At 50.0% G+C, this 25,021-nt stretch carries 18 protein-coding genes and 4 pseudogenes; 8 read left to right on the forward strand and 14 right to left on the reverse strand.

What is annotated here, in order from left to right; translation table 11 throughout:
* Positions 1 to 313 (reverse strand): annotated as a pseudogene (locus tag HXW94_RS14430) (hypothetical protein); the annotation flags it as partial.
* A gap of 11 nt (positions 314 to 324) precedes the next feature.
* Positions 325 to 585: pseudogene (locus HXW94_RS14435) on the reverse strand (transposase); the annotation flags it as partial.
* Between the two features lie 286 nt (positions 586 to 871).
* Here HXW94_RS14435 and HXW94_RS14440 point away from each other — a divergent pair.
* Complete coding sequence (locus tag HXW94_RS14440; RefSeq protein ID WP_178367606.1) at positions 872 to 2,932, forward strand: flagellar assembly protein A; 2,061 nt, start codon at positions 872 to 874, stop codon at positions 2,930 to 2,932.
* An 87-nt stretch (positions 2,933 to 3,019) separates the two neighbouring features.
* Here HXW94_RS14440 and HXW94_RS14445 read toward each other — a convergent pair whose 3' ends face one another.
* Together HXW94_RS14445 and HXW94_RS14450 are read right to left on the reverse strand one after the other, a co-directional pair.
* Positions 3,020 to 3,466, reverse strand: a complete 447-nt coding sequence (locus HXW94_RS14445; protein WP_178367607.1) for a hypothetical protein — start codon at positions 3,464 to 3,466, stop codon at positions 3,020 to 3,022.
* A gap of 11 nt (positions 3,467 to 3,477) precedes the next feature.
* Positions 3,478 to 3,831 (reverse strand): transposase, encoded by a 354-nt coding sequence (locus tag HXW94_RS14450; RefSeq protein WP_178367608.1) that lies wholly within the window; start codon positions 3,829 to 3,831, stop codon positions 3,478 to 3,480.
* Between the two features lie 250 nt (positions 3,832 to 4,081).
* Here HXW94_RS14450 and HXW94_RS14455 point away from each other — a divergent pair, with 250 nt between their 5' ends.
* Entirely contained in the window at positions 4,082 to 4,681 is a 600-nt protein-coding gene (locus tag HXW94_RS14455) for an NUDIX hydrolase (RefSeq protein ID WP_178367609.1), read from the forward strand.
* A 4-nt stretch (positions 4,682 to 4,685) separates the two neighbouring features.
* Here the strand turns inward: HXW94_RS14455 and pbpC are convergent, their stop codons facing one another.
* From pbpC to HXW94_RS14485, 6 genes are all read right to left on the reverse strand, one after another.
* Positions 4,686 to 7,058 (reverse strand): penicillin-binding protein 1C, encoded by a 2,373-nt coding sequence (gene pbpC / locus HXW94_RS14460; protein ID WP_178367610.1) that lies wholly within the window; start codon positions 7,056 to 7,058, stop codon positions 4,686 to 4,688.
* A gap of 82 nt (positions 7,059 to 7,140) precedes the next feature.
* Entirely contained in the window at positions 7,141 to 12,003 is a 4,863-nt protein-coding gene (locus HXW94_RS14465; protein ID WP_178367611.1) for an alpha-2-macroglobulin family protein, read from the reverse strand.
* Positions 12,004 to 12,104: 101 nt separating this feature from the next.
* Positions 12,105 to 12,380, reverse strand: a complete 276-nt coding sequence (locus tag HXW94_RS14470) for an amphi-Trp domain-containing protein (RefSeq protein WP_178367612.1) — start codon at positions 12,378 to 12,380, stop codon at positions 12,105 to 12,107.
* A gap of 198 nt (positions 12,381 to 12,578) precedes the next feature.
* Entirely contained in the window at positions 12,579 to 12,866 is a 288-nt protein-coding gene (locus tag HXW94_RS14475; RefSeq protein WP_178367613.1) for a DUF503 domain-containing protein, read from the reverse strand.
* Between the two features lie 12 nt (positions 12,867 to 12,878).
* Positions 12,879 to 14,411: a polyphosphate:AMP phosphotransferase gene (gene pap, locus HXW94_RS14480; protein ID WP_178367614.1), complete on the reverse strand. Its 1,533-nt coding sequence runs from the start codon at positions 14,409 to 14,411 to the stop codon at positions 12,879 to 12,881.
* 129 nt (positions 14,412 to 14,540) lie between these two features.
* A complete protein-coding gene (locus HXW94_RS14485) occupies positions 14,541 to 15,947 on the reverse strand; it encodes an FAD-dependent oxidoreductase (protein WP_178367615.1) in 1,407 nt (468 codons plus the stop codon).
* Positions 15,948 to 16,226: 279 nt separating this feature from the next.
* Between HXW94_RS14485 and HXW94_RS14490 the strand changes: the two genes are divergently transcribed.
* From HXW94_RS14490 to HXW94_RS14515, 6 genes and pseudogenes are all read left to right on the forward strand, one after another.
* Positions 16,227 to 16,736: a MarR family winged helix-turn-helix transcriptional regulator gene (locus HXW94_RS14490; RefSeq protein ID WP_178367616.1), complete on the forward strand. Its 510-nt coding sequence runs from the start codon at positions 16,227 to 16,229 to the stop codon at positions 16,734 to 16,736.
* On the forward strand, positions 16,723 to 17,958 hold the full coding sequence (locus HXW94_RS14495) for a quaternary amine ABC transporter ATP-binding protein (RefSeq protein WP_246294065.1): 1,236 nt from the start codon (positions 16,723 to 16,725) through the stop codon (positions 17,956 to 17,958). The genes HXW94_RS14490 and HXW94_RS14495 overlap by 14 nt, the downstream gene beginning before the upstream one ends.
* A gap of 41 nt (positions 17,959 to 17,999) precedes the next feature.
* A complete protein-coding gene (locus HXW94_RS14500; protein ID WP_178367617.1) occupies positions 18,000 to 18,848 on the forward strand; it encodes an ABC transporter permease in 849 nt (282 codons plus the stop codon).
* A 41-nt stretch (positions 18,849 to 18,889) separates the two neighbouring features.
* The gene (locus HXW94_RS14505; protein ID WP_178367618.1) at positions 18,890 to 19,924 is read left to right on the forward strand and encodes an ABC transporter substrate-binding protein; all 1,035 of its coding nucleotides are present in this window, start codon (positions 18,890 to 18,892) and stop codon (positions 19,922 to 19,924) included.
* A 203-nt stretch (positions 19,925 to 20,127) separates the two neighbouring features.
* Positions 20,128 to 20,229: pseudogene (locus tag HXW94_RS20400) on the forward strand (4Fe-4S binding protein); the annotation flags it as partial.
* A 113-nt stretch (positions 20,230 to 20,342) separates the two neighbouring features.
* The gene (locus tag HXW94_RS14515; RefSeq protein ID WP_178367619.1) at positions 20,343 to 21,728 is read left to right on the forward strand and encodes a Fic family protein; all 1,386 of its coding nucleotides are present in this window, start codon (positions 20,343 to 20,345) and stop codon (positions 21,726 to 21,728) included.
* A 52-nt stretch (positions 21,729 to 21,780) separates the two neighbouring features.
* On the opposite strand, the gene HXW94_RS14520 is transcribed toward HXW94_RS14515, so the two are convergent.
* The 4 genes and pseudogenes from HXW94_RS14520 to HXW94_RS14535 all read right to left on the reverse strand — a co-directional run.
* Positions 21,781 to 22,782, reverse strand: a complete 1,002-nt coding sequence (locus tag HXW94_RS14520; RefSeq protein WP_178367620.1) for an ABC transporter substrate-binding protein — start codon at positions 22,780 to 22,782, stop codon at positions 21,781 to 21,783.
* Positions 22,779 to 23,546: an ABC transporter permease gene (locus tag HXW94_RS14525; protein ID WP_178367621.1), complete on the reverse strand. Its 768-nt coding sequence runs from the start codon at positions 23,544 to 23,546 to the stop codon at positions 22,779 to 22,781. Before HXW94_RS14525 ends, HXW94_RS14520 begins: the two co-directional genes overlap by 4 nt.
* On the reverse strand, positions 23,536 to 24,231 hold the full coding sequence (locus HXW94_RS14530) for an ATP-binding cassette domain-containing protein (RefSeq protein ID WP_178367622.1): 696 nt from the start codon (positions 24,229 to 24,231) through the stop codon (positions 23,536 to 23,538). Before HXW94_RS14530 ends, HXW94_RS14525 begins: the two co-directional genes overlap by 11 nt.
* A 69-nt stretch (positions 24,232 to 24,300) precedes the next feature.
* Positions 24,301 to 24,897, reverse strand: a pseudogene (locus HXW94_RS14535) (lipoate--protein ligase family protein); the annotation flags it as partial.
* Positions 24,898 to 25,021: the final 124 nt, after the last annotated feature.

The following is a 25,021-nucleotide window of genomic DNA, read 5'->3' on the forward strand; positions in this document are numbered from 1 at the left end:
TTTGTTCTAATACAGTGTCGCTTAACTGATGTTTGAACAGTTCACGATAGTTCTTCCGGCGTTTGTCTGAATCCCTTCCAAGGTTCAAATATTCAGGGTGGGGCGTACATAAATCAGAAACATTGCCCAAGGCATTGATCCCATAGCTCGACCAGTGATAATCTTTAGGGTTTGTAACAATTCCGGCTCGGACAGGGTTGAGTTCAATATACCTGTAAATTTCGGCATCCTTCAAAAGTACTTTACACTTTTTTTGATCATTCCCCTTTGTAGAGGCTTTCCCCAAAAGACTGTAAAGTACTTTTGAGGTCATATGAAGGATGCCTAAATTTCAAGCAAATACCTGTCGGATTGTATCAGACAGGATTTATAACGCCCTTCCCAAAGGGTTCCGGTGCGCTTGTATTCATAATTAAAATATCGAACGTAACGACGCCCCAGATCCTGCATCATTTGACTGATACCATTTTCTTTGCGGGGCGTACACAGCAAATGAACATGGTTGGTCATCATCACCCATGCATGCACATCAACATGGTATTTTTGTGAATATTCTTTCAACCATTCGGCAAAAGCGGCATGATTGGCATCCGATCCAAAACAAACCTGCCGGTTGTTGCCCCTCTGGATGATGTGGATGGGGATGTCTTTGGGTGCTATGCGTTGTAATCAAGCCATAGATTATAGTTTAGCATCATTCCTGAGTGAATTCAATGCTTAATTTTACTCTGACCCCAATTATCTGAAGTTATAATAAAGCTAGGATTTTATTGGGGTACAGTATGCCCCCTTTTTCCCTAAAAATTTCTGTGGTATTTATCCCAGCGGTGCTTTTCACACAGATACAGATAATTCAGATACAGGTAATGTCATGGGTAAATACAAGCCAAGCAACAAAGACCGATCTCTACTTAAAATTGCATTATTTCTGAAGTATATTTCCAAGGGTGACCTGGCAAAACTTGAGTCGGATATCCGTAGTCCAAAGGCCCCCGGATTTGATTTGTTTACACACATTAAGGCCAAGGGCTATATGTCCCAGGAAAATATAAAACGATTAAAACAATGCTACAAAATGTTTGGCCGCCAGCCCGGAGATATGCGGTTCGGCGAGCTGTGCATAGCATTTGGCTTTTTAACACCTCTGAGCCTTGAACAGGCTTTAGAGGAGCAAAAACGCCTGACGGACAAGGGAATTTCGTCCCGCCTGGGAAGCCTGCTTGTGAGTAGGGGAATGATGACTAAGGCCCAGTGCAAACTTGTGCTTTGCAAACAGCAAACTGCCTGCCTTAAGCAGAGCCCGCCTTCACCATCTTCCCCGCCTGAACAGCCCCCCCTTGACAGCACTACCTGTGTTTCGTCATGCGAACTGCCGGATTTTTGCGGGGCCAGACTGATTTCCGAAAAGGAACTGGGCATTTATATTGCAAAAGACGCCCTGACAGTCTGGCTTGTGAAAAGAGACGGCTTTAATGATGAAATAGATCCGGTATGGATCAAAAATCTTATGGAAAAGTACGGTATCGTCCACGGTATCCGGGACGATAATGCCCTGCAGGGATTTCTTGATGATCCGCAGTTTAGTAAAATCCCCTTTCAAGCGGCCTCGGGCACCCCGGCTGTGGAAGAGACAGATGCGGTAATCACCTGCCTGTTTGAGCAGGAATATCTTAAACCCGGCATTCTGTCCGATGACGGCACCATGGATTTTAAAGCCAGGGGGGATATGCCCTTTGTAAAACAAGGTGATGTCCTGATGGAAAAAACACCGGTTGTCCCGGGAAAAGACGGTATCAACATTTTTGGAGACCTTATTCCCCAAAAAGCCGGTGCAAACCCCAAACTGCATGCCGGCAAAGGGGTCAGCCTGTCCGAGGACGGCCTTAAAGTCATTGCAGACATAGAGGGCAATCCCAGGCTGGATGATCTGAACATCGTCTCGGTCAATGAATCCATTATCATTGAGGGCGACGTAGATTACAGGACCGGTCACATTAAATACAATAAAAATATTTTCGTCACCGGTGTGATTAAAAACGGTTTTAAGGTTGAGGGCATTGATGTGGCGGCCAGGTATGTTGAAGGGGGACAAATCAAGGCCCGGGGCAATGTGCTTATTGAGGCCGGCGTCACGGATTCCGAAATTGAAGCCCGGGGCGGGATAGAGGCCGGGTTTATTCACCGGTCCAAAATTGCCTGCGCCGGACAGATCAAGGTACAAAAAGAAATGGTGGATTCCCTGGCCATGACGGAAGGCCGCTTTAACATGGACCTGGGCAGGTTATTTTCCTCGGAAATTCATGCCAAAGGCGGGGCACGAATATACAAGGTCGGATCGAAAAAGGCAAAACCTTCCAGCATCACAGTGGGAAAATCCGCTTATCTTGAAGGCCGGAGACAAACAATTGAGACCGAAATTGACACCTGCTCCACTCTTATGGAGCAGGCCCGGCAGGCCAAATCCCAGATTGCAAACCGTCTTCAGGATATTTCCCGCCAGCTTGGCGATTATGAAAAGTCCATGGAACGGACCATGGGGCTGATGGAGCGGATGGAGAAAAAATCCAGGGACTCCCTTGAGATGTTCCAGCAGACCCTGGATGATGCGGGGGATAAGATTATAGAGCTGAAAGGGCAGAAATCAAATCTGAAATCCAGCCTGGAAGTTCAGGATGAACAAATTGAGGACGCCGTCCGTCGGTTTAAACAGGGCCTCAATGAAAAATTCATCTTGAAACGCCTTGCCGAAGCCCACCCTGCACATTCCGTACTGGAAGTAACCGGTAAAATAGCAGCCAAAACAAAGGTCTGCGGACCTGATACAGCCATGGTTCTAAAGCAGAGCCTGATCAAGGCCAGGTTCATGGAAGTTAGCAACAGGGGAGATGGAAAACGCCCCCCAAAAAAAGAGATGGCTGTGGCCGCTTACTAAGAGCCTCGGAAAAACTAAACAACCACCGGCTTAAAGCCCAGATAATTAGAGATAATTAGGGTTAAGATAATTAGGGTCAGAGTAAGATTAAACCTTTGGCTTCCGCCACCCAACCGGCCGGCCTCTTTTCTTTTCCTTAACCCGCCGGCCGGTTAAGGCTTCGATTTCTTTGCGGAATCGATCATTGCCGACAATCATGCCCTTATTGGTTGCTTTTCGGATTTGTTCTAATACAGTGTCGCTTAACTGATGTTTGAACAGTTCACGATAGTTCTTCCGGCGTTTGTCTGAATCCCTTCCAAGGTTCAAATATTCAGGGTGGGGCGTACATAAATCAGAAACATTGCCCAAGGCATTGATCCCATAGCTCGACCAGTGATAATCTTTAGGGTTTGTAACAATTCCGGCTCGGACAGGGTTGAGTTCAATATACCTGTAAATTTCGGCATCCTTCAAAAGTACTTTACACTTTTTTTGATCATTCCCCTTTGTAGAGGCTTTCCCCAAAAGACTGTAAAGTACTTTTGAGGTCATATGAAGGATGCCTAAATTTCAAGCAAATACCTGTCGGATTGTATCAGACAGGATTTATAACGCCCCTCCCAAAGGGTTCCGGTGCGCTTGTATTCATAATTAAAATATCGAACATACCGACGTCCCAGATCCTGCATCATTTGACTGATACCATTTTCTTTGCGGGGCGTACACAGCAAATGAACATGGTTGGTCATCATCACCCATGCATGCACATCAACATGGTATTTTTGTGAATATTCTTTCAACCATTCGGCAAAAGCGGCATGATTGGCATCCGATCCAAAACAAACCTGCCGGTTGTTGCCCCTCTGGATAATATGGATGGGGATATCTTTGGGTGCTATGCGCTGTAATCGAGCCATGGATCATGGTTTAGCATCATTCCTGAGTGAATTCAATGTTTAATTTTACTCTGACCCCAATTATCCAATTATCCAAATTTGTGCCAAGGATGTTTAAACTTGATTTTATCCCAAACTTAGAGTTGTTGTTGATTTTCCCCAATTGCTTTACTTCCAAGATTTCCTTTGATAAGGCTTTGTGGTAATAAATTGTATGAAGGAGAAAGGCAGTGTTATAATTTTTTGCAAAACTTAGGAATATAGATAACAGATGTCAACAAAATTTTGCACCCAGTGCGGTCATTCCACGATCCGTCAGATCCCCCAGGACGATGACCATGTCCGGGCGGTGTGTTCCTCATGCGGCCATGTTCACTATGAAAATCCCAAAATGGTTGTGGGTACGGTGCCTGTTTTCCAGGACAGGATTTTAATGTGCAAACGCAATATTGAACCCCGAAAAGGGTGCTGGACCCTTCCTGCCGGATATCTTGAAAATGAGGAATCTGTCCAGCAGGGTGCCGTGCGTGAGACCTTGGAGGAGACCCGTGTCGAGGTCCGGATTTTATCGCCTTACCGGATGTTTAATATCCTTTTTGTAAATCAGATATATATGATGTTTATTGCTGAACTCTTATCCCATGATTTTGGACCCACCACGGAAAGCACGGATGTTCGCCTGTTTTCCCAATCAGATATCCCATGGGACGAAATTGCCTTTGACGTTATCCGTCAGACCCTGGAAGACTATTTGAGGGACCGCGAAAATGCCGGCGCTCATGTATTTAAACCGGAGGATTTTGAGTTTAAAATCAAGGATCTTAAGTTTTCACCGTTCAGCGGGGGCGTGGTAACCGATAACTCATTTTAATAACTTATGGGTTGAGTTCAATGACGGAAAAACAGACTTGGTCAAAACTGCCGGATTCATCCACCACGGCCAGGTGATACCGTCCCGGCACCGGCATGGGCATAAAAAACCGGGCTGATCCGTCGGTATTCTCCAGGGGTTTTTTATTCAGGAACCACTGGCGTTCGCCCCGGCCGCCCAAGGCCCTTAAAGGAATGGTGGGAGAACGGGTCTGTCCCGGCCGGCAGGTCAGAATGCTGTTGTCTGAAACCGAAACAATCCGTATCCCAGGCAGAACCAGGGGCGTCATACCGGGGCAATTGGGCGAATCCTTGGGCAGTACGGCTGCCCGCCGCCAAAGGGCCGGAATAAAAGGCTCCGCCTGCCATGGCCACAAGGCAAGCGTCTTTTTTTCAATTCCCCCGCAAGCCGGGGTTGCCCGCATCCCGCGGCTGTTCACCCAGAATGTCCGGACCAGGGGGGCGGTAAGACCGGTTTCGCCGGTCATGGTTGACGGCATCTGTCCATCCAATATCCAGGCATCAAATTTTTTGGCACAAGCCCCCTTTGCCCGGCTCTGGATTGCCGATGCAGCAAGGCCGGACGGCCAGCATATGGTCTCTTTTGATACCTTTTCAGGTGGTTTTACTGTTTCCCTACCAGCGGCTAAGCCTGCCATCACCTGGCCAAGCAGCGGAAGCGCCGTGATGGCGCCATACTGCCCCGGGGAGGGGGTGCCGTCAGGTCGGCCGATCCATACCCCCACCGTGTAATCCCCCTTAAGGCCCATGGCCCAGGCATCCCTGAATCCGTAGCTGGTGCCGGTTTTCCATGCCATGGACAATGCGCCGGACAGCCGTCCCACCCCCTGTCGGCCCGGAAAGGGCCGGGACAGGATGTCCCGGATGATAAAGGCTGCTCCGGGACTCATCAGATACCGCTCCTGCACAGGTTCCATGGGACATAAGCGCGGTTTTCCGGCAATCCCGCCACGCCCGATGGCCGTATACAGGGTCACCAGGGATTCCAGGCTGGTGCCCACACCGCCTAAGGCCATGGAGAGGTTGGGGGTGCCTTTAAATTGAAACCGGGCCCCTGCGTTGCACAATCTGTCGTGGAAACGCCCCGGTCCATATGCGTCCAGCACCTGGACCGCAGGCAGGTTCAACGAATCCTGCAACGCCCGGGTCGTGGTGACAGGCCCTGAAAATCCCCGGGTGAAATTGCCCGGGTTATAATTTTTTTTATATCTTGGCACATCCAGGAGCATGGAATGGGAATGAATCAGGCCTTTATCCATGCAAAGGCCGTAAATAAAAGGTTTTAGCGTGGAGCCCGGAGATCTCAGGGCCTGGATCATGTCCACATGGCCCAGCCGGGATGAATTGAAAAAGTCCGCAGATCCGGCATAGGCTTCGATTTCCAGGGTTTTGTGATTAACCACCAGCACGGCCCCGGACTGCTTGGGGGGCAGCCTGTCCATATATGCCCGTAAAAGTTCTGCCATGTGCATCTGCAGGTTTTCATCAATAAAGGTGTGAATCACTTCTGCGTCCGGGTAAACGGCGTTCAGCCGTCGGGCCGCCAGAGGCGCTGTCATGGATGTGGGAAACCTGAAAGAGATCACCGGTTCCTGCTGGGCTGCCCTGATCTGGTCCGGTGTCCAGACGCCGAACCGGGCCATCCGGTCAAGGACCTTGTCCCGGGCCTTGGCCGCCCTGCCGGGATGGCGGTCGGGCCGGTATCTGGACGGGGCCTGGGGCAGTACGGCCATCAGGGCAGCTTCGGCCCGGGTCATCTCCTTTGCACCTTTACCCAGCCAGGTGTAGCAGGCCGCCCTGATCCCTTCGATATTGGCGCCAAACGGGGCATGGGTAAGATATAGCCCGAGAATTTCACCCTTGGTCAAGTGGTATTCCAGCTGAAGCGCCCTGAACATCTGGCGCAGTTTGACACCCATGCGGTGAAAAAATCCTGAGGTAGACGGACGGTTCCCGTGTTTACTGATATCAAGAATCCGGGCGGTCTGCATGGTGAGCGTTGACCCGCCCGATACAATCCGGCTATGGCTCAGATTCTGGAAAAACGCCCGGCAGATGGCCAGCGGGTTGATGCCGGGATGATAATAGAACCACCGGTCTTCATAGGTTATAAGTGCTTGAAGGTACAACCGGGAGACCTGGTCGGGCCTTGCCGGGTACCGCCACACCCCGTTTTTGTCGGCAAAGGCCCGCAAGGGGGCTTGGTGGCGGTCCACAATAACGGTGGATATGGGACGCCCCACGGTATCAAAAGGGAACAAATGGTCAAATGTAATAAAGCAGACACCACCTGCCGGCAAAATAAAGAGCAGAATTCCGGTAATTCTAAATTTTGATTTTATTAGTTCTGTAAACAAATCGGCATCGCTGTCGGGATCGGCATCGGCATCGAATCTCTCTTTTTTCGATCCCGATCCCGATTCCGATTCCGAAAGGCCATCACTTGGTCAATTTTAAAATTGCCGGTGAATTTATCCGGGTGTGGGTAACAGTTTTACCCACACCCCGGATATAAGGCCGGTACATATCTTCCACCAGGGAAGGTGGTACCTTGAAAACACCGGGGCTGACCACCCGCACGGCGTAAAAAATCCGGCAGGTTTCATTGTATCCAAGATTCAGGGCGGCAATAAATCGGTCATCCCTGTATTCGGTGTGGGCCGTATTGCAGTCGTCATGCCATCGGGAAATGGTTTTCCCGTCCACCGCGATATCATCAATGAGAAATGATCCCGACACATTGGGATCTTCCAGCTCAAATCCGGCAGGCAGCATGTCCACCACCAGGGCATGGGGCAGTTGCTGTTTTTGGGATTCAACCTTTAAGGCCACAATGAGCCGGTCTCCGGATGTCAGCCTGGAAATATCCACGGGCTTTGCATTGGTGTCCAGAAACTGTCTGGATATGCTGACGCCATGGCTCTGGGGCGCCGGCCGCCTGTTGGGATATCCTGTAAGCACAAGATCCAGATAAAGCGTGGACGTGCCGGTATTTGTCACGGAGACTCCCCCGGCAGCGCTGCCTTTTGTGAATATTACCCGGCCCGGACCCTTTCCGGTGTGGGCGCCGGTCCGGTTTCCTACGGTCACATCGGCAGCCCATGCCCCGGCCGGATGGGCCAGTTTGGCTGCGCCTGCCATAACCAGGCTGTTGCGTTCCTGGGTGGAGAGCCATTGCCGCTCTTTAAGCGCGGCAGCAAGATCGTGGAGGAATACGCCCCGGAAGGCATAGTCGGCAAAATAGGTGGTGACATAATAGTAGGCCGCCGCAAGGTCCCGGACATTGGAGCCGTAGTCCCCGCCATACATCTGTTTATCATCCCGCCGGGTTTTGAGGGCCAGGTCAAAGGCCTCAAATGCCCTGGTACGGTCGCCGGCAAGCCCAAGGGCCGTGCCTGCATGGACCAGGCTCAGCGGTGTGGGATGGTTGGCTTTCACATAGGCATAGACATTCCTGGCATCCGCCAATCCTAAAGAACTGACCCGGGCAAGGACAAAGGCGGCATAGGCCCGGGTAGCCGCCCTGAACATTTTGCCGTCGGTCCATCCCGGCGCGCGAATGGATTTGGGGCGGCGGACATATACGGCAAGGCGGGTAAGGCCATTTTTTACCGCACTCACAGGCACTTCATACCCTGCGTCCACAGCCTCGACCATCATATGAACGGCATAGGCGCTCAGCCAGGGGCTTTCCGGACTGCGGGCATGCCACAGGCCAAAGGCGCCGGAGCTTTTCTGTTTTTCAAGCAGGCGCTGGAAACCGCGTCTGATTTTTTCACTGGTGGCGTCCCTGGTGCCTGTTTCAACCCCCAATTGCGCAAACTGATCAAAGGAGAGCAGTATATGGGGGAAAAAGCCTGATACGGTCTGCTCCAGGCACCCGTAGGGATAGGCCAGCAATTCACTGACATGCTGGGCCAGGTTCACCGGCGGCTCTGAATCCAGCCCGGCCCGCACGGTTATTGTTTCCGGCACCAGGTCGTTCAGGGCGGCAGACGATGTGGAAAAATGCTGTCCCGGTGTCAGGCGTTTCTGCCGGGTCCGGGTCTGGTGGGGGTAGGGCGACCGGGTTTCCAGGAACCAGGTTTTGGTCATTTCCGGTGATACCCCCGGGCCCTGAATGCCGGTTATCCGGCAGGTGATGTGTGCCCGGCCCGTGGTGGTGCCTGCCGTAATCGGCAGGTTGACGCGTTTGCGTTTATGGGGTGCCAGGGCAATGGTGTGTTTGGGCTGTCCTGTAAAAGATACCGGCCCGGAGATATCTGTTTCCAGGGTTATATTCTGGGTAATATCTGTCAGGTTGTTCAGTTCCAGCATAATAACGCCCTGGTCCCGGCAGGAGAGAAAACGCGGCATGGTGGCCTGGACTACAATGGGGGCGGCCAGGGTCATCTCTTTATCCCCGGAACCAAAGGTGCTGTCCGTATGGGCAACGGCCATAATCCGCACCTGTCCGTTAAAGTCCGGAAGGTCCAGCCGGAATACGGCGTTGCCCTGGCCATCGGCATCAACGGCCTTCCGGTGGATGGCCAGGATCTGCACATCGGTGGATGGCCGGTCGCCGCCCCGGGTCAGGGTTGCCATATCCCCGCCGAACCGCATCCTTGCATAGCTGCCGTCTGCGGCTTCAATGAGTTTTTGATAGATGTCATGGATTTCGGGGCTGTATTTTCGGGGTTGGAAAAAGTAGGCAAAGGGGTCCGGGGTTTTAAACCGGGTCAGGTTCAAAATGCCGCAGTCCACGGCAGCCAGGGTGACCATGGCATCTCCGGCCGGCTTCCCCTCGGTATTGGTCAGATTGACCGTCACATCCACCCGGCGGTTGGGTTCTGTTTTTTCCGGGGCCTGGATATCCACGTTTATACGGCGGTCGGTGCGGTCAAGGGGCAGGTGGATCAGTCCCACGGACCGTTTGGGCAGCTTTGCGTTCCTGCTTTCTCCGGGCCGGATCACCAGTGCGGATACGTACAGATCGTGGCGCGTCCAGCTCGGATCAATGGATATGGGAAGCTCTTCGCCCCGGGCAGGAATATCAATGGGCAGGGTTAAAAGATTGTCTGCCCCGTCCACAAATAAAAAGCCTTTTCCGCCCTGAGGCCCCTTGATCGTTACCCGGGCCGTTTCCCCGGCCCGGTAGCCTGGTTTGTCCAGGGTCAGATCCACCCGGTCCGGCCGGTTCATGTCCCTTTGGCCCTGACCTTTGGGGCGCCATCCGGCCCAGACGCTTTTGGCGCTTGTCAGGCCTGTGGCCGGATTTTTTATTTCAATACGGTATCCGCCCCATTCCACGGGAACAGTTACCAGGGCCTTGCCCTGGTCCGGAATATCAAGCTCAAACCGGTCCACGGGATAGAACCGGCTGTTGCAGCCCCAGTGCCACGCGTCGCCTTTATATTCCCAGTAATATTCACGATGCTCCCGGATCACTGTGACCTCCAGGCCCTGGGCGGCTTGAAGCCGGCCCTGGGTATCGGCCAGGACCACTTCAAATGTTGCCGTGTCATTGTCAGGTACCTGATCGGGATCGTCTTCTGTGCCGGACATGTTTCTGATGCCCACAAGGTTCCGGGCCGGCCACACCTGCCAGGAGGCGTTTCTGACCACCGGGCGTTCCCCGGAGTCGTACAGGCTGACATTGGCGGTGACCCAGTGGGGGGAAGTCACTGCCTGCCATTGATTCTCTACGTCAATCACGCCTTTTCCCGTGTCATCCAGGCGGATGTCGTCACTGGTGTAAGTGGTGTTGACAAGGTCGGTGCCGGCACCGAATTCAAAACCGGGCAGGATTTTTTTGAACAGATTCCGGGCCGGTTTTACATGGATCACGGCATTGACCCGGCTGCCGCTTGCCGGTGCCCCGTATAGATAGTCCCCCTGGATATGGATGGCAAGGTCTTTATCCGGGGTCAAAATAGTGTCGTCGGTCTGGTCTATGACCAGTTGCATGCGTTCGGGCAGAAACTCGGATACAAGAAAGGGATAGGCTTTAAACATGTCATTGCCGTTTGAAAATTTTACCTGCCATTTTCCGGTGAGCGCATTGGCGGGCAACTGAAAACCGGTGTTGAAATGGTTGCCTTTGCCCGGTTTCCAGGTAAATTCGCGAATGGTTTTTCCATCAGGCTGAACCACCTTGGCTGCCACCTTTATTTCAGGCGCCGGCCGTCCGTCCTGGTGTCGTAAGATGCCGTCAATCACAACGGTTTCCCCGGGACGGTAAATGTCCCGGGGGCCGTACACAAACAGATCCAGGGGCCTGAACAAGGCATCGCCCATGGCAAATTCCGACAGATCCAGGGCCGGGGTATCCATGGCCATCAGGCTGATCTGATTTTTTCTGGAAACAGACACCAGTGCCGGTTCTTCAAAATGTCCTTTTATAATGCACAGGCCGTCTTTGTCCGTTGACTGCTCAAACAGGACTTTGCCATCCTTGTCAAACCCTTTGATCACAGCCTTTTTAATGGGGTCTGCCGTTGAAAGCCTTTGGATGAAAAACCGGATTGAGGTGTCATAGACCCTGGCATGTACCCCTAAATCGGAAATGGAAAACCAGGTCATGCGGTAGCCGTGGCGATAACGGCCCGCACCCCGGAGTACGGCAATATAAATGCCGGGCGTTTTAAGTTCCCTGATATGGGTGATGGGAATGTTGACCCGGGAGCGCAAGTCCTTTTTAATGTCCAGATCCCAGCGGCCGGTATAGACAAGATCTGCAATGTCCGCCAGCGCATCGGACCGGTAATACCGTAAATATGTGGCATCCCAGAATTCATCTTTGAAATCCGTCAGCCGGTCCGGGCGCACCCTGAAAAAATCAATGTCTGCCTGTTTGATATTCAGACTGTCCACGGGCAGCCCCTTGATCAGGTCCGGGGCCAGGATGAATCCGGTGGAACCGAATGCGATCATGGGTTCCGCCGACCGGGTGGTTACCTCATATATGACGTTTTCGGCCAGGACCTCACCCTGGGCCGGTGCCAGTCCTTTTGACACATTGATGGTATAGGCGGTGTCCGGTTTTATCCGGGTGAAATAGGCCACCGTGGTATCCTTGGCCAGTATCCAGGCACCGTCCACCGGGGTGTCGTCGGCTTCTTCAAGAATACTGAAATAGGTGTTTAAGTTTTGTTTTGAATCCAGGGGTAAAGAAAAGGTGACGGCCAGGGCGTTTTGTCCGTCTACGGTCTGCTGACCGGCAAACCGGGCTTCAAGTTCGGCGCTTTGGGCCGGATTCTGAAATGCAAAAAGGAGCAGCCATAAGGATATTACCGGTAAAAAAATCAGGCGAAACTGTTTCATCGTATTGTTCTTCCTTGGATTTTAAACAGAATTCGGGGGACACAATATGTAATTGTGCCCCCCGAATTAAATAATTAAAGGTTGCTGCCAAATCGCATTCGTTACTTGAGTTTCAGGTCTGTGGGACCTTCATCATTGTCAAACCATTTAATTTCAATTTCAAGGCTGTGTTCAACCCCCTTCTTTTTTTTCTGTTCATCCTCTACCTGTATTTCCAGGCTCAGATTTTGGGGTATTTGAAGGGTTAGTTCTTCGGATCCTTTACTTAATATAATGGTACCTTGTGAAATTTTGTCGGCAAGTTGTTGTAAAAAAGTACTGACGTCCGTTCTGCTCTTTTTCTCCTGGCTTTTAAACAAACGAGTTTCTTTTCCCATGGCTCCTCCGAAAATAGAAGCAAAATTATTGATAATTAATTTTCAGGTCAACGACGTTTTGCTCAAATTGGGGTCTGCTAAACTAAAATTGACTAAATGCTTAGAGACCTCAAATTAACCGTATATAAAATTAACAGCCTTTGCAAGTCTTAGGGCCATATTGGTAAATTTTAAAAGTTCCATGGCCCTTAACCAATTCTAAATATGAATGATTTCCATATGCGTGTCGACAATAACGGCAAGCCCGAGGCGGTCAGCTGCATTAAACACTTTATCGACCTTTGAGTTGATCATCCTTGCATCGTTGCCCACCAGGGCAAATCCTATCCGGGCCCAGTCGTGGCTGTCATTAAGGCCTGTTTCCGCCACACTGATATTAAAACGGTTCTGCAGCCTTGAAATAATGGATTTAACAACAGAGCGCTTGGCCTTAAGCGAGTGCGCATCATACAGTCTGAATTTGATCTGTCCGATTCCAACAACCATAGCTCTTTGTCTTCACTTTTTTTTCTTTGGTTTTTCCAGATAATCAACGCCCTCTTCGTAGAGGGCCTTAAGCTTTTCCTCAATTGCGGTACACAATGTTTTGAGTATTTTGATACGGGAAAAATATTTATTATTCGCCTCTATCAGGGTCCATGGGGCATAATGGGTGCTGGTCCTGTCCACCATATCTGAAACCGCCAGTTCGTACTGTTCCCATTTTTTCCGATTCCGCCAGTCTTCTTCCGTGATTTTGAACCGCTTGAAGCCGGTTTGCTCTCTGGCATGAAATCTTTCCAACTGCTCTTGTTTCGTGATCGCCAGCCAGAACTTGACCACCACCATACGATGGCGGGTCATCTGTAATTCAAAGTCGTTGATTTCACTGTAGGCCCTCATCCAGTCGGCCTCTGAACAGAATTGCTCCACCCGCTCCACCAGTACGCGCCCATACCAGGATCGGTCAAATATCGTTACGCGGCCTTTACGGGGCAGATGCCGCCAGAATCTCCAGAGATAGGGCTGGGCCCTTTCCTCCTCAGTTGGTGAGGCAATGGGGATCACCTGATACCCGCGTGCATCAAGCGCGCCTGTGATACGACGTATGGCACCTCCCTTCCCTGCCGCGTCATTCCCCTCGAACACGGCGATGACCGAGGTGTATTTAAACTTTGGATCCCTGATCAGCAGGTTCAGTTTCCTCTGGTATTTTTTTAATTTTTCCCGGTACGCTTCCTTTGTTAGGGATTGCGTCATATCCAACCTCTTCAGCACATTGACATTATCAATAGAGGGCATAAGAGGCGGTGCGGGGATTACCGCAGGAGGCTGGGCATCTTTGCTCAATCGTTCCCGAATCGCATTGAGGACCAGCTTGCCGACGGTTAAATTCCGGTAGCAGGCATCCAATCCTTCAATGATCAGCCAGGGCGCTTCCGCGGTTGACGTCTGACGAATGACCTTTTCGTGAACTTTACGAAACTTGTCGTAGTTCTTGAAATGCTTCCAGTCTCGCTTGGTGACCTTCCAGCGGGTCAATGGATCTTTTTCAAGGGATTGCAGTCGTTTTTTCTGTTTTTCCCTGGACAGATGAAACCAGAATTTAATAACCAGGGCACCCTCATTGACCAGCATTTTTTCTAATTTTACTGCCCGGCCCATGCTCTGTTCCAGATCCGCATCATTTGTTCTGCCGTAGACCCTGTTCAACATGGGCCACGTGTACCACGACCCCAGGAAAACACCAATTTTACCTTTGGGCGGTAAGGCTCTCCAGAATCGCCACATCATAGGTCGATCCAGTTCCTCGTCCGTGGGCTCACCCATGCCGTGGGTTTGAATGAAGCGGGGGTCCATCCATTCGTTCAACAGATTCACTATGGCCCCACGCCCGGCACCGTCTAATCCGCCGACCAGGATAATCACTTGAAAAGAGGAGGATTCGTTCAATTCCAACTGCACATTGAGAAGTTCCTCACGCAGGGCAGGCTCTTCTTTTTTGTACTCGGATTTGGGTATGGTATGTCCCAGTTCGGCGGATTCAAACATACAGTTGCTCCTTTAAGTCGGTTGAATCTCATTTATTTTATGCGAAGCTAACCTAAAAATTTAACCGCCCATATTTGGCAATGTCAAGCTTAAAATTAAATTTCGGATTGCTTTTTAACCGGGCCGGACTTACTCTCCGCCCCGCACGACAGCAGCATTGCGGCCCGCGATCCGTCCAAACACAAGGCATTCGGTAAGTGCGCAACTTCCTAATCGATCAGCGCCATGAATGCCCCCACAAACCTCACCGGCGGCGTAAAGGTTTGGAATCGGCTGGTTGCGAACATCAATCACCTGGGCGTTGGCATTGATTCCCACGCCTCCCGGGGTGTAATGAACCTTTGGCCACAGATGCATGGCAAAAAAAGGCGGGCTGGATATCGGTTGCGCCGTTTTTAAGGATTTACCAAATTGGTCGGTTTGGCCTTTTCTGATCATGTTGTTGTACGCTTCTACTGTGGACAAAAGCGTATCAGGCGGGATGTTACAGGCCTCGGCAAGATCTGCCAGGTTATTGAATTCATATACCTTGCCCGTCTTAAGACATTTTTCCAGACTTTGGGGGTCATCTCCCGCCCCTCGGGCATCCATAATCCCGACACAGGGATGTCCTGCTTTAAAAATAGCCATACTCCGCTGCCGGCGGTCAGCCCACTCGCTTACGATACGCCGGCCGGTTGACGGATCGACCAGGATGCCATTGGGGTACAACGCATAGGAAGCAAATCGTGATCCACTGCCATAACCGACTTCATCAACACAGCCCCAGGGGCCGGTTTGAATCCAGGACAAATGGACAGGCGCCGCTCCGATTTTCAACGCGGCGCTCAAGCCTTCAGCCGTTGCGCCACGGTGGTTTGTGGCGGTGACCGTGGTGTCCAGGCTTGGATTCTGCAGCATCCGGAATGGAACATCATTGCCGAATCCGCCCGTGGCAAGAATCACGGCCCGGCCGGCGCGGATATTTTTTTGTTCTTTAGCGCTTTGGTTTTTGTGATTATATCCGGTTTTGATTTGAACGCCACATACATTGCCGCTGTCATCCGTCAGCAGATTTGTCAAAAGACATTGTGTCCTGATTTCCACGCCCATCTGTTTCAAACGGGACGTTTGCGCGTTGACGATATCTTTGCCGGAATGGCTGGCGGTTGTCAGGCAGCGGGCGACTGAATGCCCCCCGAAGCGATCCAGGCGATCCATATATTGAACCCCCAGTTCCACCTGGAGCCATTCAACCGCTTGAGCCCCCTGTTCTGCGAATACCCTTGCCGGGGCACGGTGATTAAGGTTTAATCCGGCCTTTAGTATGTCTTGATAAAACAGTTCCGGCGAATCTTCTATGCCGTGTTCTTTTTGCAGTCTGTTGCCTGGTGCGGCCAATCCCCCGTCACTGATTCGGGTGTTGCCGCCTGTGATTTTCATTTTTTCTAAAACAATGACCGACGCCCCTGCTGATCGGGCCTCAATTGCCGCACTGCAGCCGGCTGCGCCGCTTCCTATTACAACAACATCTGTTTGTTCATCCCATGTAATCATTTTATCTTCCTTAAGAATGCCCCGCAACGTTAGGGTTATGTTGGTAAATATTAAAAACTCAATGGTCTTTATTGCGTTGTACTCAAAGTAATTTTATTCAAAATTAAGGTTGACATTATTTTGAACACAAACTAATAAATAAGGATCCGTGTGTACAGGTAAACATATTTTAGAGGCGACTATATATTATATTTTTGCACTTTTCTATTTAAATTTGTGTGGTTTGAATACTATAAATATATTGAATCAATCGTTTTGAAAAAAAATTAAAAGCATTGAATGGAAAGTTTAAAAAACAGTGGCAATGGAAGTGATTCCGTACTTGCTGCTTTGCGAAAAATCATGCGGTCCATTGACCTGCATTCCAAATCCCTTGTTAAACGTTTCGGCTTGACCAGTCCCCAGCTGATCGTTTTGCGGGAAGTCGACGCACATGGCCAAGTCACGGCGGGTGAAATTGCCCATGCCGTCAGTTTAAGCCAGGCAACCATTACCGGTATTTTTGAACGTCTTGAAAAACGGGGCTTGATTACCCGGAAACGAAGCAGTGATGATCGAAGAAGAATTCTGGTGCAACCTACCTTAGAAGCCACAAAGTGTTTAGCCGGGGCGCCCCCCTTGATGCAGGAATCTTTTGTTGACGCCTTTGAAAAATTGCAGGACTGGGAAAAATCAATGATTCTGTCATCCCTTCAGCGGCTGGTTTCTTTGATGGATGCCCAAAATATTGACGCAGCACCTTTTCTGGCAGCCGAATCATTGGAGACGCCCATAAATGGAGAAAATTAAAATGGAAAAAATTGTTGTTGAAAATCTTTATAAGATTTTCGGGCCAAATCCTGAAGTGGCCTTGAAAATGCTTAAAAAAGGGCATTCAAAAGATGAGATCATGGAAAAAACCCGCCATGGTGTGGGGGTGGCCGATGCATCCTTTAAGGTCAATCCGGGTGAAATCCTCGTGGTTATGGGATTATCCGGAAGCGGTAAATCAACGCTGGTCCGGTGTATCAACCGGTTGATCAATCCGACTTCCGGCAGGGTCCTGGTTGACGGCGAGGATGTTACCCGCCTGAACAACAAAGAACTCAGGCATTTCCGACAAAAACATTTCGGCATGGTATTTCAGAATTTTGCCCTTTTCCCGCATCGAACAGTCCTGCGCAATGTAGAATACGGATTAGAAGTGCAGGGCATAAGTCTTGACGCCCGACGTAAAGCGGCAATGCAGGCGGTAGAACAAGTCGGGTTAAAGGGCTGGGAAGACTCTATACCGGATCAGCTTTCCGGCGGCATGCAGCAGCGTGTCGGCCTGGCCCGGGCATTGGCCCTGGATGCCGATATTATGCTGATGGACGAGGCGTTCAGTGCCCTGGATCCCCTGATCAGACGGGATATGCAGGATGAGTTGCTTGATCTGCAGGAAAAAATGCAGAAAACCATCGTTTTTATCAGCCATGACCTGGATGAAGCCATCAAGCTCGGGGACCGTATTATTTTAATGAAGGATGGTGTCATTGTTCAACAGGGAACTGCTGAAGAAATTTTGACAAATCCGGCTGATGAATACGTGGCCAGTTTTGTGGAAGATGTGGACATGACAAAGGTACTCACTGCGGAATCCGTGATGAAAAAAAGCGAGATCATGGCTTATTTAAAGACAGACGGCCCCAGGGCGGCGCTGCGCAAAATGCAAAAGGCTGGAATTTCATCTATTTTTGTACGCGAAAAGGGCAAGTGCGTAGGCATTGTTACTGCTAAAAACTGTAGAAAGGCAGCGGATAGAGGAGAAAAAACACTGCACGCCATTTTGGAAAAAACAATTCACAAGGTCACGCCTGACGTACCGGCCAACACACTTTTTTCCATGCTTGGTGATGAAAACCAACATCCAGTGGCTGTGGTCGATGAAAATGATCATTTGCTCGGTGTGATTGTTGTCGGCCTTTTAATGTCCAGACTGGCTGAAACCATGCAACCTGAAATTAACGGATCTGCAAGCGCAAATGTTTGAAGATCTGTTTCAAATTTATGAATTGCAAGGAGACATAAATTATGATGCAGTTTCCGGAAACCATTGATATTCCTTTAGATGTATGGGTGGATGCGGCCATGGACTGGGTGCTTATCACCTTTAGCGGTTTTTTTGATTTGCTGGGCCAAATCATTCTTTACTTTATGATTTATATTGAAAAATTTTTTGTATGGCTTCCCTGGCCTGTTCTTGTCATCGGGGTGGGACTTTTTGCATGGCGGGTTACGGGACGCTGGTGGTCCGGCCTTTTGATGGGTGCCATGCTGTTTTTTATTGGTGCCCTCGGACTCTGGAAATTGGGTATGATGACCCTCTCCCTTGTTGTGGCATCGGTGCTGATTTCACTGATCATCGGCATTCCCCTCGGCATTGCCATGGCCAGCAGCGACCGGTTTGAGGCCGTTCTAAAACCAATCCTGGACGGCATGCAGACCATGCCCAGTTTTGTTTACCTGATCCCGGCCCTGATGCTGTTCGGCCTGGGCAAAGTCCCGGCACTTTTTGCTACGATCATCTACGCTGTTCCCCCGGTCATTCGCCTGACCAATGTCGGCATCAGGGAAGTCTCCCCAAGTGTTATTGAGGCCGCTCACGCGTTTGGTTCCAGTTATTGGCAGATTTTGTTCAAGGCCCAGCTGCCTCTGGCAAGGCCCACCATCATGGTCGGTATCAATCAGACAACAATGATGGCTTTGGCCATGGTTGTTATCTCCTCCATGATCGGTGCTAAAGGCCTGGGACTTGAAGTTCTTCTGGCGATTAACCGCATCGAAGTCGGGCGGGGATTTGAGGCTGGTTTGTGTATCGTTTTCATGGCCATTGTCATTGACCGCATTACATTTGCCTTGGCAACAAAGAAGAAGCAGTGATCAAGTGATAGTAAAGATCTTTTAATTTAAGGAGAAAAAAAATGAGAACAATTAAAAAACGTGTGCTGATGTTTATGGCAGTAACCATCACCATGGCATTCATGGGCGGATTCACGCCGGCCACAGCCAAAAAAACTATTGTTTTTGCTGATTACGGATGGGACAGCGCCCAGGTACATAACCGTATTGCGGGTTTTATCATCGAAAAGGGCTTGGGGTATCCCGTCAAATATGTCCAGGGTGAAACCGTTATGCTTAATACTGCCCTGATCCAGGCCAAGGGAGGGGAAGCCCCCAATGTCAATATGGAAACCTGGACGGAAAACTGGCAAGACCTTTACGACGAGGGGTTTGCCAAGGGTAAAGATCCCAATACCAATGAAGGGTTCATCAATCTTGGAGCCAATTTCCCCAACAGCGTACAGGGATGGTATGTGCCCAGATATATGGTGGAAGGCGACAAAGAACGCGGTATTGAACCCATTGCCCCCGGCCTTAAGTCCGTGTTTGATCTGCCCAAATACTGGAAGTTGTTTAAAGATCCTGAAGATCCGTCAAAAGGCATTTTCTACAGCTGTATCCCCGGCTGGGGATGCGCCCAGGTCAATGATCAAAAGTTCGAAGCATACGGTATCAGGGAAAAATACAACATCATGCAGCCCGGCAGCGGGACTGCCCTGGCCGCTTCCATGGAAACCGCCTACAAACGTAAAAAACCCTGGCTGGGTTACTACTGGGCGCCGACATGGGTTCTTGGTAAGCTGGACATGTATCAATTAGAGGAACCCGCATTTGACCAAAAGATTTGGGACACAACCAAAGCCTGCGCCTATCCTGCCGTGAAATGCGATATTCTTGTCCATAAAAAACTGCCCGAACAAGCCCCTGAAGTCATTGACATGTTAAAAAAGTATGAAACCACGCTGGAGATTACCAACAAATTCTTGGCTTATATGAAGGACACTCGGGCCAAGACGGATGAGGCCGCCCAATGGTTTCTCAGAGAGTACGAAAGTTTGTGGACCCAATGGGTTCCTGCGGATGTTGCCGCCAAGGTTAAAGCGGCGATGAAATAAAATAGATAAGCATATCAACAGCGTAACTCTTTGGAATGAGTCCGAAATAACTTAACCTGGGAGCGCAGGCGTCCCGCCTGCATTTTTACTGCGGGCGGGACGCCCGCGCTCCCGGATATCACAAAATGGGCTAGTTATTTAAGACCCGTCCAACACAAGCATGACGGTTTTTAGACATTATGTGAAAAAAACAGCGGTTTTTAGACAGTTGCCTTCAATGCGGGCGCTGTGCCCAAGCATGTCCGATCCTGCCCCATACGGATTCAAGCAAAGACACCTATCAGAAAATCCAGGAAAGTTGGTGATCTGTCACTCCCATCTTTACTTGTGACAATTTGTGTGCCATTCTTATGTCATTGATGTGTCGCTTCCGTGTCACTTTTCTTAATTTTTTTTGATCGTTTAAGAGGTAGCTTCCATGCCATGGTCTAAACAAGCTGAGGATCTGGAAAAAATATGTTCCATTATTAAAAATCATCCACAAGGGATAGGTATTTCTTTTCTGGAAGAAGCGCTTGTGCAGGAACACGAAACCCGTTTAAGCCGAAGGACCCTTCAACGGCGCCTGGAGCAGTTGATTTCAGATGGCCGTATTATATCTGAAGGTAAAAGTACGGCCCGGGTTTACCGGCTAGTTACGATGCCGGAGGGACCGTCATTGGACAAAGGGCCGTATGTCCCCATGTCTCCCGAAGGGACCCGTATCCAAAAGGAGATCCAAAAACCGTTGATGTATCGTCGCCCCGTCGGATATGAACGGGAGTTCCTGTTGTCCTATATGCCCGGGAAAACATGGTACCTGCCGGAAGGGATTCGGGCACAGCTGCATGACATCGGCCGGACCCCTGCCGGGGCGGGGCCTGCCGGAACCTATGCCCGGGATATACTGGGGCGGCTTCTTGTAGACTTGTCCTGGGCCTCTTCAAAACTTGAGGGTAATACTTACAGCCGGCTTGATACCCAGCAGCTCATTGAATTCGGCCGGGCCGCAGAAGGCAAGGACGTACAGGAAACCCAGATGATACTGAACCACAAGGCCGCCATTGAAATGCTGGTCGCAGATGCTGACCAGGTCGATTTTGACCTGTTTACCTTCCAGAACCTTCATGCGGTGCTGTCCCAGAATTTAATGCCCGATGAGGATGCCTGCGGTCGCCTGCGGCGGCGGCCGGTGGATATATCCGGTACAGTGTTCTATCCCCTTGCCATGCCCCAGCAGCTGGAAGATTTTTTCCGCCTGCTTCTGGATAAAGCCAAAGCGATACCGGACCCCTTCGAACAGGCCTTTTTTTTACTGGTTCAGCTTCCCTATCTTCAGCCCTTTGAAGATGTGAACAAGCGAGTGGCACGTATTGGGGCCAATATTCCCTTGATCAAACAGAATTTATGTCCGCTTTCTTTTGTTGACGTGCCTGAGCGTTCATACGTTGAAGGGCTTCTCGGTGTGTATGAACTCAATAAAATAGAACTGCTGCAGGACGTATTTGTCTGGGCCTTTGAACGCTCCTGCCAAAGATATCTGGCTATCACGAAAACCCTGGCCCAGCCTGATCCGTTGAAAATTCGGTATCGTCAGGAAATTATCCAGGCCGTTCAGGAGGTTGTGAACGGGCGTGTATCCTTGTCCAGACAGGTGATCATGGATCTGTCCAAAAGGCTTGTGCCTGAACAAGACCGGATCGCCTTCGCTAAAATATTGGACCAGGCGTTTTTAAAGTTGCATGAAGGCAGTGTGGCCCGTTACCGCCTGCGGCGTTCCGATTTTTTGGACTGGGTCCGTATTCGGGATGACGGTAATGGCTAAACAATGGTCGGCCACGGGATAACAATTACCCGCTTATAAGCACCCAAGGATTCTATTTTTTAGGCCCAACCAGACGGCTTGTCACATCAACCGGGGCCACGATTTGTTTTTCCTGTATCATGATACGTTCGGTCTGCTGCCATGCCCCGACATCAATGATGCCGATTTTTGTCCCTTTGTCCGGTTTGATCAACGGTCGGGTGGCTTTAAGCTGTTTTTGGCGGATGTTGTTTTTGGTGCCTTTATCCTTTTTTTTGATCTGGGCTAAAACCTGGGGCTCATTGGCCGGGTCCACGGCAAATTCCCAGGCCGACAGCAGCGCCGTCATAAAGGCCTTTACCGTTTCCGGATGTTTTTTCAGCATGGTGCCTGAGGTCACCACCGAGTTGGCCACAAACGCGACACCGTAGTCCGCGGGGTTGAAGAATTTTACCTGTTCACCTTCTGCGGCCAGCCTCTCTTCCAGGATAACCCCCTGGGAGTTTCGGTATACCGGCCACACATCAACTTCTTTTTTTAAAAACGGGGTGAAATCAAACCTGACGCTTGAGATGCGGACATCTTTTGATGTAAATCCTGCTTTGGCTAAAAGGGTGTTCATGATGGTTTCATCATTCCCCCCGAAGGTAACCCCGATATGCCGGCCCTTTAAATCGGAAAGTTCCCTGATTTCAGGCTGGTCCGACCGGTATATCCACTGCATGGGGTTGACCTGGAACAGTTGGGCTAAAACCACCACGTCAGCGCCTTTTTCCAGGGCCCGGATGACCTGGTCGGCAGATGCCACGCCAAAATTTGCATATCCCAGCTCAAGCTCCTTGATGGCGTTTTTTCCGGCCCCGCCTTCATTCACGGAGACATCCAGCCCCGCTTTTTTAAAAAAGCCGCCGGTGTCGGCAATGATGTCACCGGCCACAGAGGTGTTGAACAGCCATTTCAAGCGATAATTAAGCGTATCGCCTGCAACGGCGGGTGTTTCGGCAGAAAACAGCATTATGCAAAGGATCATGAGTCCTGCCCTGATCGCGATGCCGGCTCTACTTTTTTGATTCATAACAGCTCTCCTCCCTTTGGCGCGAACCATTTGGTTTTTATCTGTTCGCCCACCGTTTCCAGAATGCCCTGGTAAACCGAGATGATAATGCCAATGGAAAACAGGGCCACAAGAATGCGGGCAAGATCGCTCTGGTACAAGGCAATGCGTATACTGTAACCAACGCCTTGATCTGCGGCAATAAATTCGGCGACAATGGTCCCGGCCATGGCCAATGTAGCGGAGCCTGCAATCACTGTGGTCAGCTTGTTTAAATTTTCAAAGGCCCGGATTTTAACTTCCAGCTGCCAGCGCATCCGGCCGGTGGCTATGTAAAAATGTTCAATGTCCTTTATGGGTGAGGCCATGATCCCCAGCACCGACAGGAGCAAAGGAAAATAGCAGATCATGGAGGCAATGAGCAGACGGGATAAAAATCCGTCCCCCATGAGAATAAAAATGATCGGGGCCAGGGCCACAATGGGATAGGCCTGGATGTTATAGGCCATCACCTTGATAAACGAGCCTAACCAGGATGATTTGCGGCCGATGATTCCCACAAAAAAGGCCATGAATATAGAAACCATCTGACCTAGCACCGTTACGGAAAGCGTGTTGAGCACGTCGAAGAAATAGCCTGTCAGCATGCGGCGTGCCGTATCAAAAAGCAGCGTTAAATCGGGGATAACATAATTGGACAGGCCGGTAGCATATTTGATGGCTAAAAGACCTGTAACACCTAAGCAATAGACAATCAGAAACTGGTAGATTCGTCTAAACAGCATTCATGATCTCCAGCATGGAGCGGTCAATGGCCTGGGGGTCGGCCGTATATCCTGTTTCATAATTCTGACCCGGCACCACGACGGCACCTTTGTTTTTACCAGGTCGGCTTAACACCAGGATGTCTTTGCAAAATCGTGCCACTTCCATAAGATTGTGGGAAATATAAAGAAACAGCTTGGCCGGAAATATCTCCTTTATGGCCAGGATAATGGTTTCCCGCAAGGCTTCATCCACATTGGCAAGACTTTCGTCCAGTATCAGCAAATCAAAGTCTTGAATAAGGTAGCGGATAAGGTTCATCCGGTTCTGCTGGCCCATGGACAACTGGGAGAATCGTGAGCCTAAAAAGGCCTCCACTTTGAAAATTTTGACAAGTTCTTTTTTTAGATCTGAATTTTTTTGGGGGCAAACCTTTTCAAGATGTCTGCCGGTGTTGGCCCAACCGGGCAGGCGCTCCTGGTTGTAAGAATACAAGATGGTGGCAATGCCTTCATAAATCAACGCATTGCCCCCGGGACCGCTGTTGCCGCCGGCAAGAATTCTAGCAAAGGAGGTTTTCCCCACGCCTGATGGCCCGAAAACCGCATTAAATCCCGGTGCGGCCATGGAAAAAGTAAGATTTTCCAGGACCGGGTTGTCCGCCTCCGGGTAGGTGAAGGTCAGGTCCCTGCACTCAAACCGCATATTTTTCTCCAATGGGGACATATAAACGTCACAATATACCAGGTCAGCCCATGGTGTCGTTTAAACTGGCTAATCCATACCGGGTCTGGTAGGAAAAATCAACTTTAAAGGGGCGTTGGATAAGGACAATTGGCTTTTGTTCACCTTTTGCGCTGCATCGATATTCCATCCTTGCTTGGCATATTTGTTCATCATAAGATTTTTTGCTCTGTGCGCTTCTTCTGTGCTTAATGTACTATCTATAACATCCACGTTAAACGTTTCACAAAAGGACTCTATCAGCAGCTTTACAAGCGCTTTGTGATCTTTTGTAATGCCAAGCTTCATTAGCGTGGCGGCTTTTTTAAAACCTGAATTTTCCAAAAAAAGAGGCTCAAAACACCCTTCATCAAAACTTAACGGTATGCTTCCGTGCTGAAAACAGGCCTGCTTGATATAGCGCTGGGCGTTACCGCCTATTTTTCTGCCCGCTATCAAAAGATCATAATCCTCATTTGAGGCAAGGCAGACATTTGACCTTGCGGTGTTTAATTTCATATCAACTGCAAATTCGGCTTTGCAGTCGAGCTTTTGATAAAAACGAATGAGAAATCTGCACAGATATCGGTAACTTTCCTTTGGCCCCCTGCCTTTTAAAAAGGCAGGAGGCATTATAAGCGAATAGGGCGCATTCCCATTTTCCCGGCTGACTTAACAACTCTTTAATCAGGAATTAAACACTTAAAAATCAAGCGGTTAAAGCACGCTTAGCATTGTATGTTTTTAACGAAAGGCTTCCACTATGTCCTAA

The organism is Desulfobacter latus (assembly GCF_013389365.1).
Classification (GTDB): domain Bacteria; phylum Desulfobacterota; class Desulfobacteria; order Desulfobacterales; family Desulfobacteraceae; genus Desulfobacter; species Desulfobacter latus.

Coding starts and splice junctions, on each gene's coding strand:
- HXW94_RS14440 (WP_178367606.1), top strand. CDS start 872: ATGGGTAAATACAAGCCAAGCAACAAAGACCGATCTCTACTTAAAATT.
- HXW94_RS14445 (WP_178367607.1), bottom strand. CDS start 3,466: ATGACCTCAAAAGTACTTTACAGTCTTTTGGGGAAAGCCTCTACAAAG.
- HXW94_RS14450 (WP_178367608.1), bottom strand. CDS start 3,831: ATGGCTCGATTACAGCGCATAGCACCCAAAGATATCCCCATCCATATT.
- HXW94_RS14455 (WP_178367609.1), top strand. CDS start 4,082: ATGTCAACAAAATTTTGCACCCAGTGCGGTCATTCCACGATCCGTCAG.
- HXW94_RS14465 (WP_178367611.1), bottom strand. CDS start 12,003: ATGAAACAGTTTCGCCTGATTTTTTTACCGGTAATATCCTTATGGCTG.
- HXW94_RS14470 (WP_178367612.1), bottom strand. CDS start 12,380: ATGGGAAAAGAAACTCGTTTGTTTAAAAGCCAGGAGAAAAAGAGCAGA.
- HXW94_RS14475 (WP_178367613.1), bottom strand. CDS start 12,866: ATGGTTGTTGGAATCGGACAGATCAAATTCAGACTGTATGATGCGCAC.
- pap (WP_178367614.1), bottom strand. CDS start 14,411: ATGTTTGAATCCGCCGAACTGGGACATACCATACCCAAATCCGAGTAC.
- HXW94_RS14485 (WP_178367615.1), bottom strand. CDS start 15,947: ATGATTACATGGGATGAACAAACAGATGTTGTTGTAATAGGAAGCGGC.
- HXW94_RS14490 (WP_178367616.1), top strand. CDS start 16,227: ATGGAAAGTTTAAAAAACAGTGGCAATGGAAGTGATTCCGTACTTGCT.
- HXW94_RS14495 (WP_246294065.1), top strand. CDS start 16,723: ATGGAGAAAATTAAAATGGAAAAAATTGTTGTTGAAAATCTTTATAAG.
- HXW94_RS14500 (WP_178367617.1), top strand. CDS start 18,000: ATGATGCAGTTTCCGGAAACCATTGATATTCCTTTAGATGTATGGGTG.
- HXW94_RS14505 (WP_178367618.1), top strand. CDS start 18,890: ATGAGAACAATTAAAAAACGTGTGCTGATGTTTATGGCAGTAACCATC.
- HXW94_RS14515 (WP_178367619.1), top strand. CDS start 20,343: ATGCCATGGTCTAAACAAGCTGAGGATCTGGAAAAAATATGTTCCATT.
- HXW94_RS14520 (WP_178367620.1), bottom strand. CDS start 22,782: ATGAATCAAAAAAGTAGAGCCGGCATCGCGATCAGGGCAGGACTCATG.
- HXW94_RS14525 (WP_178367621.1), bottom strand. CDS start 23,546: ATGCTGTTTAGACGAATCTACCAGTTTCTGATTGTCTATTGCTTAGGT.
- HXW94_RS14530 (WP_178367622.1), bottom strand. CDS start 24,231: ATGCGGTTTGAGTGCAGGGACCTGACCTTCACCTACCCGGAGGCGGAC.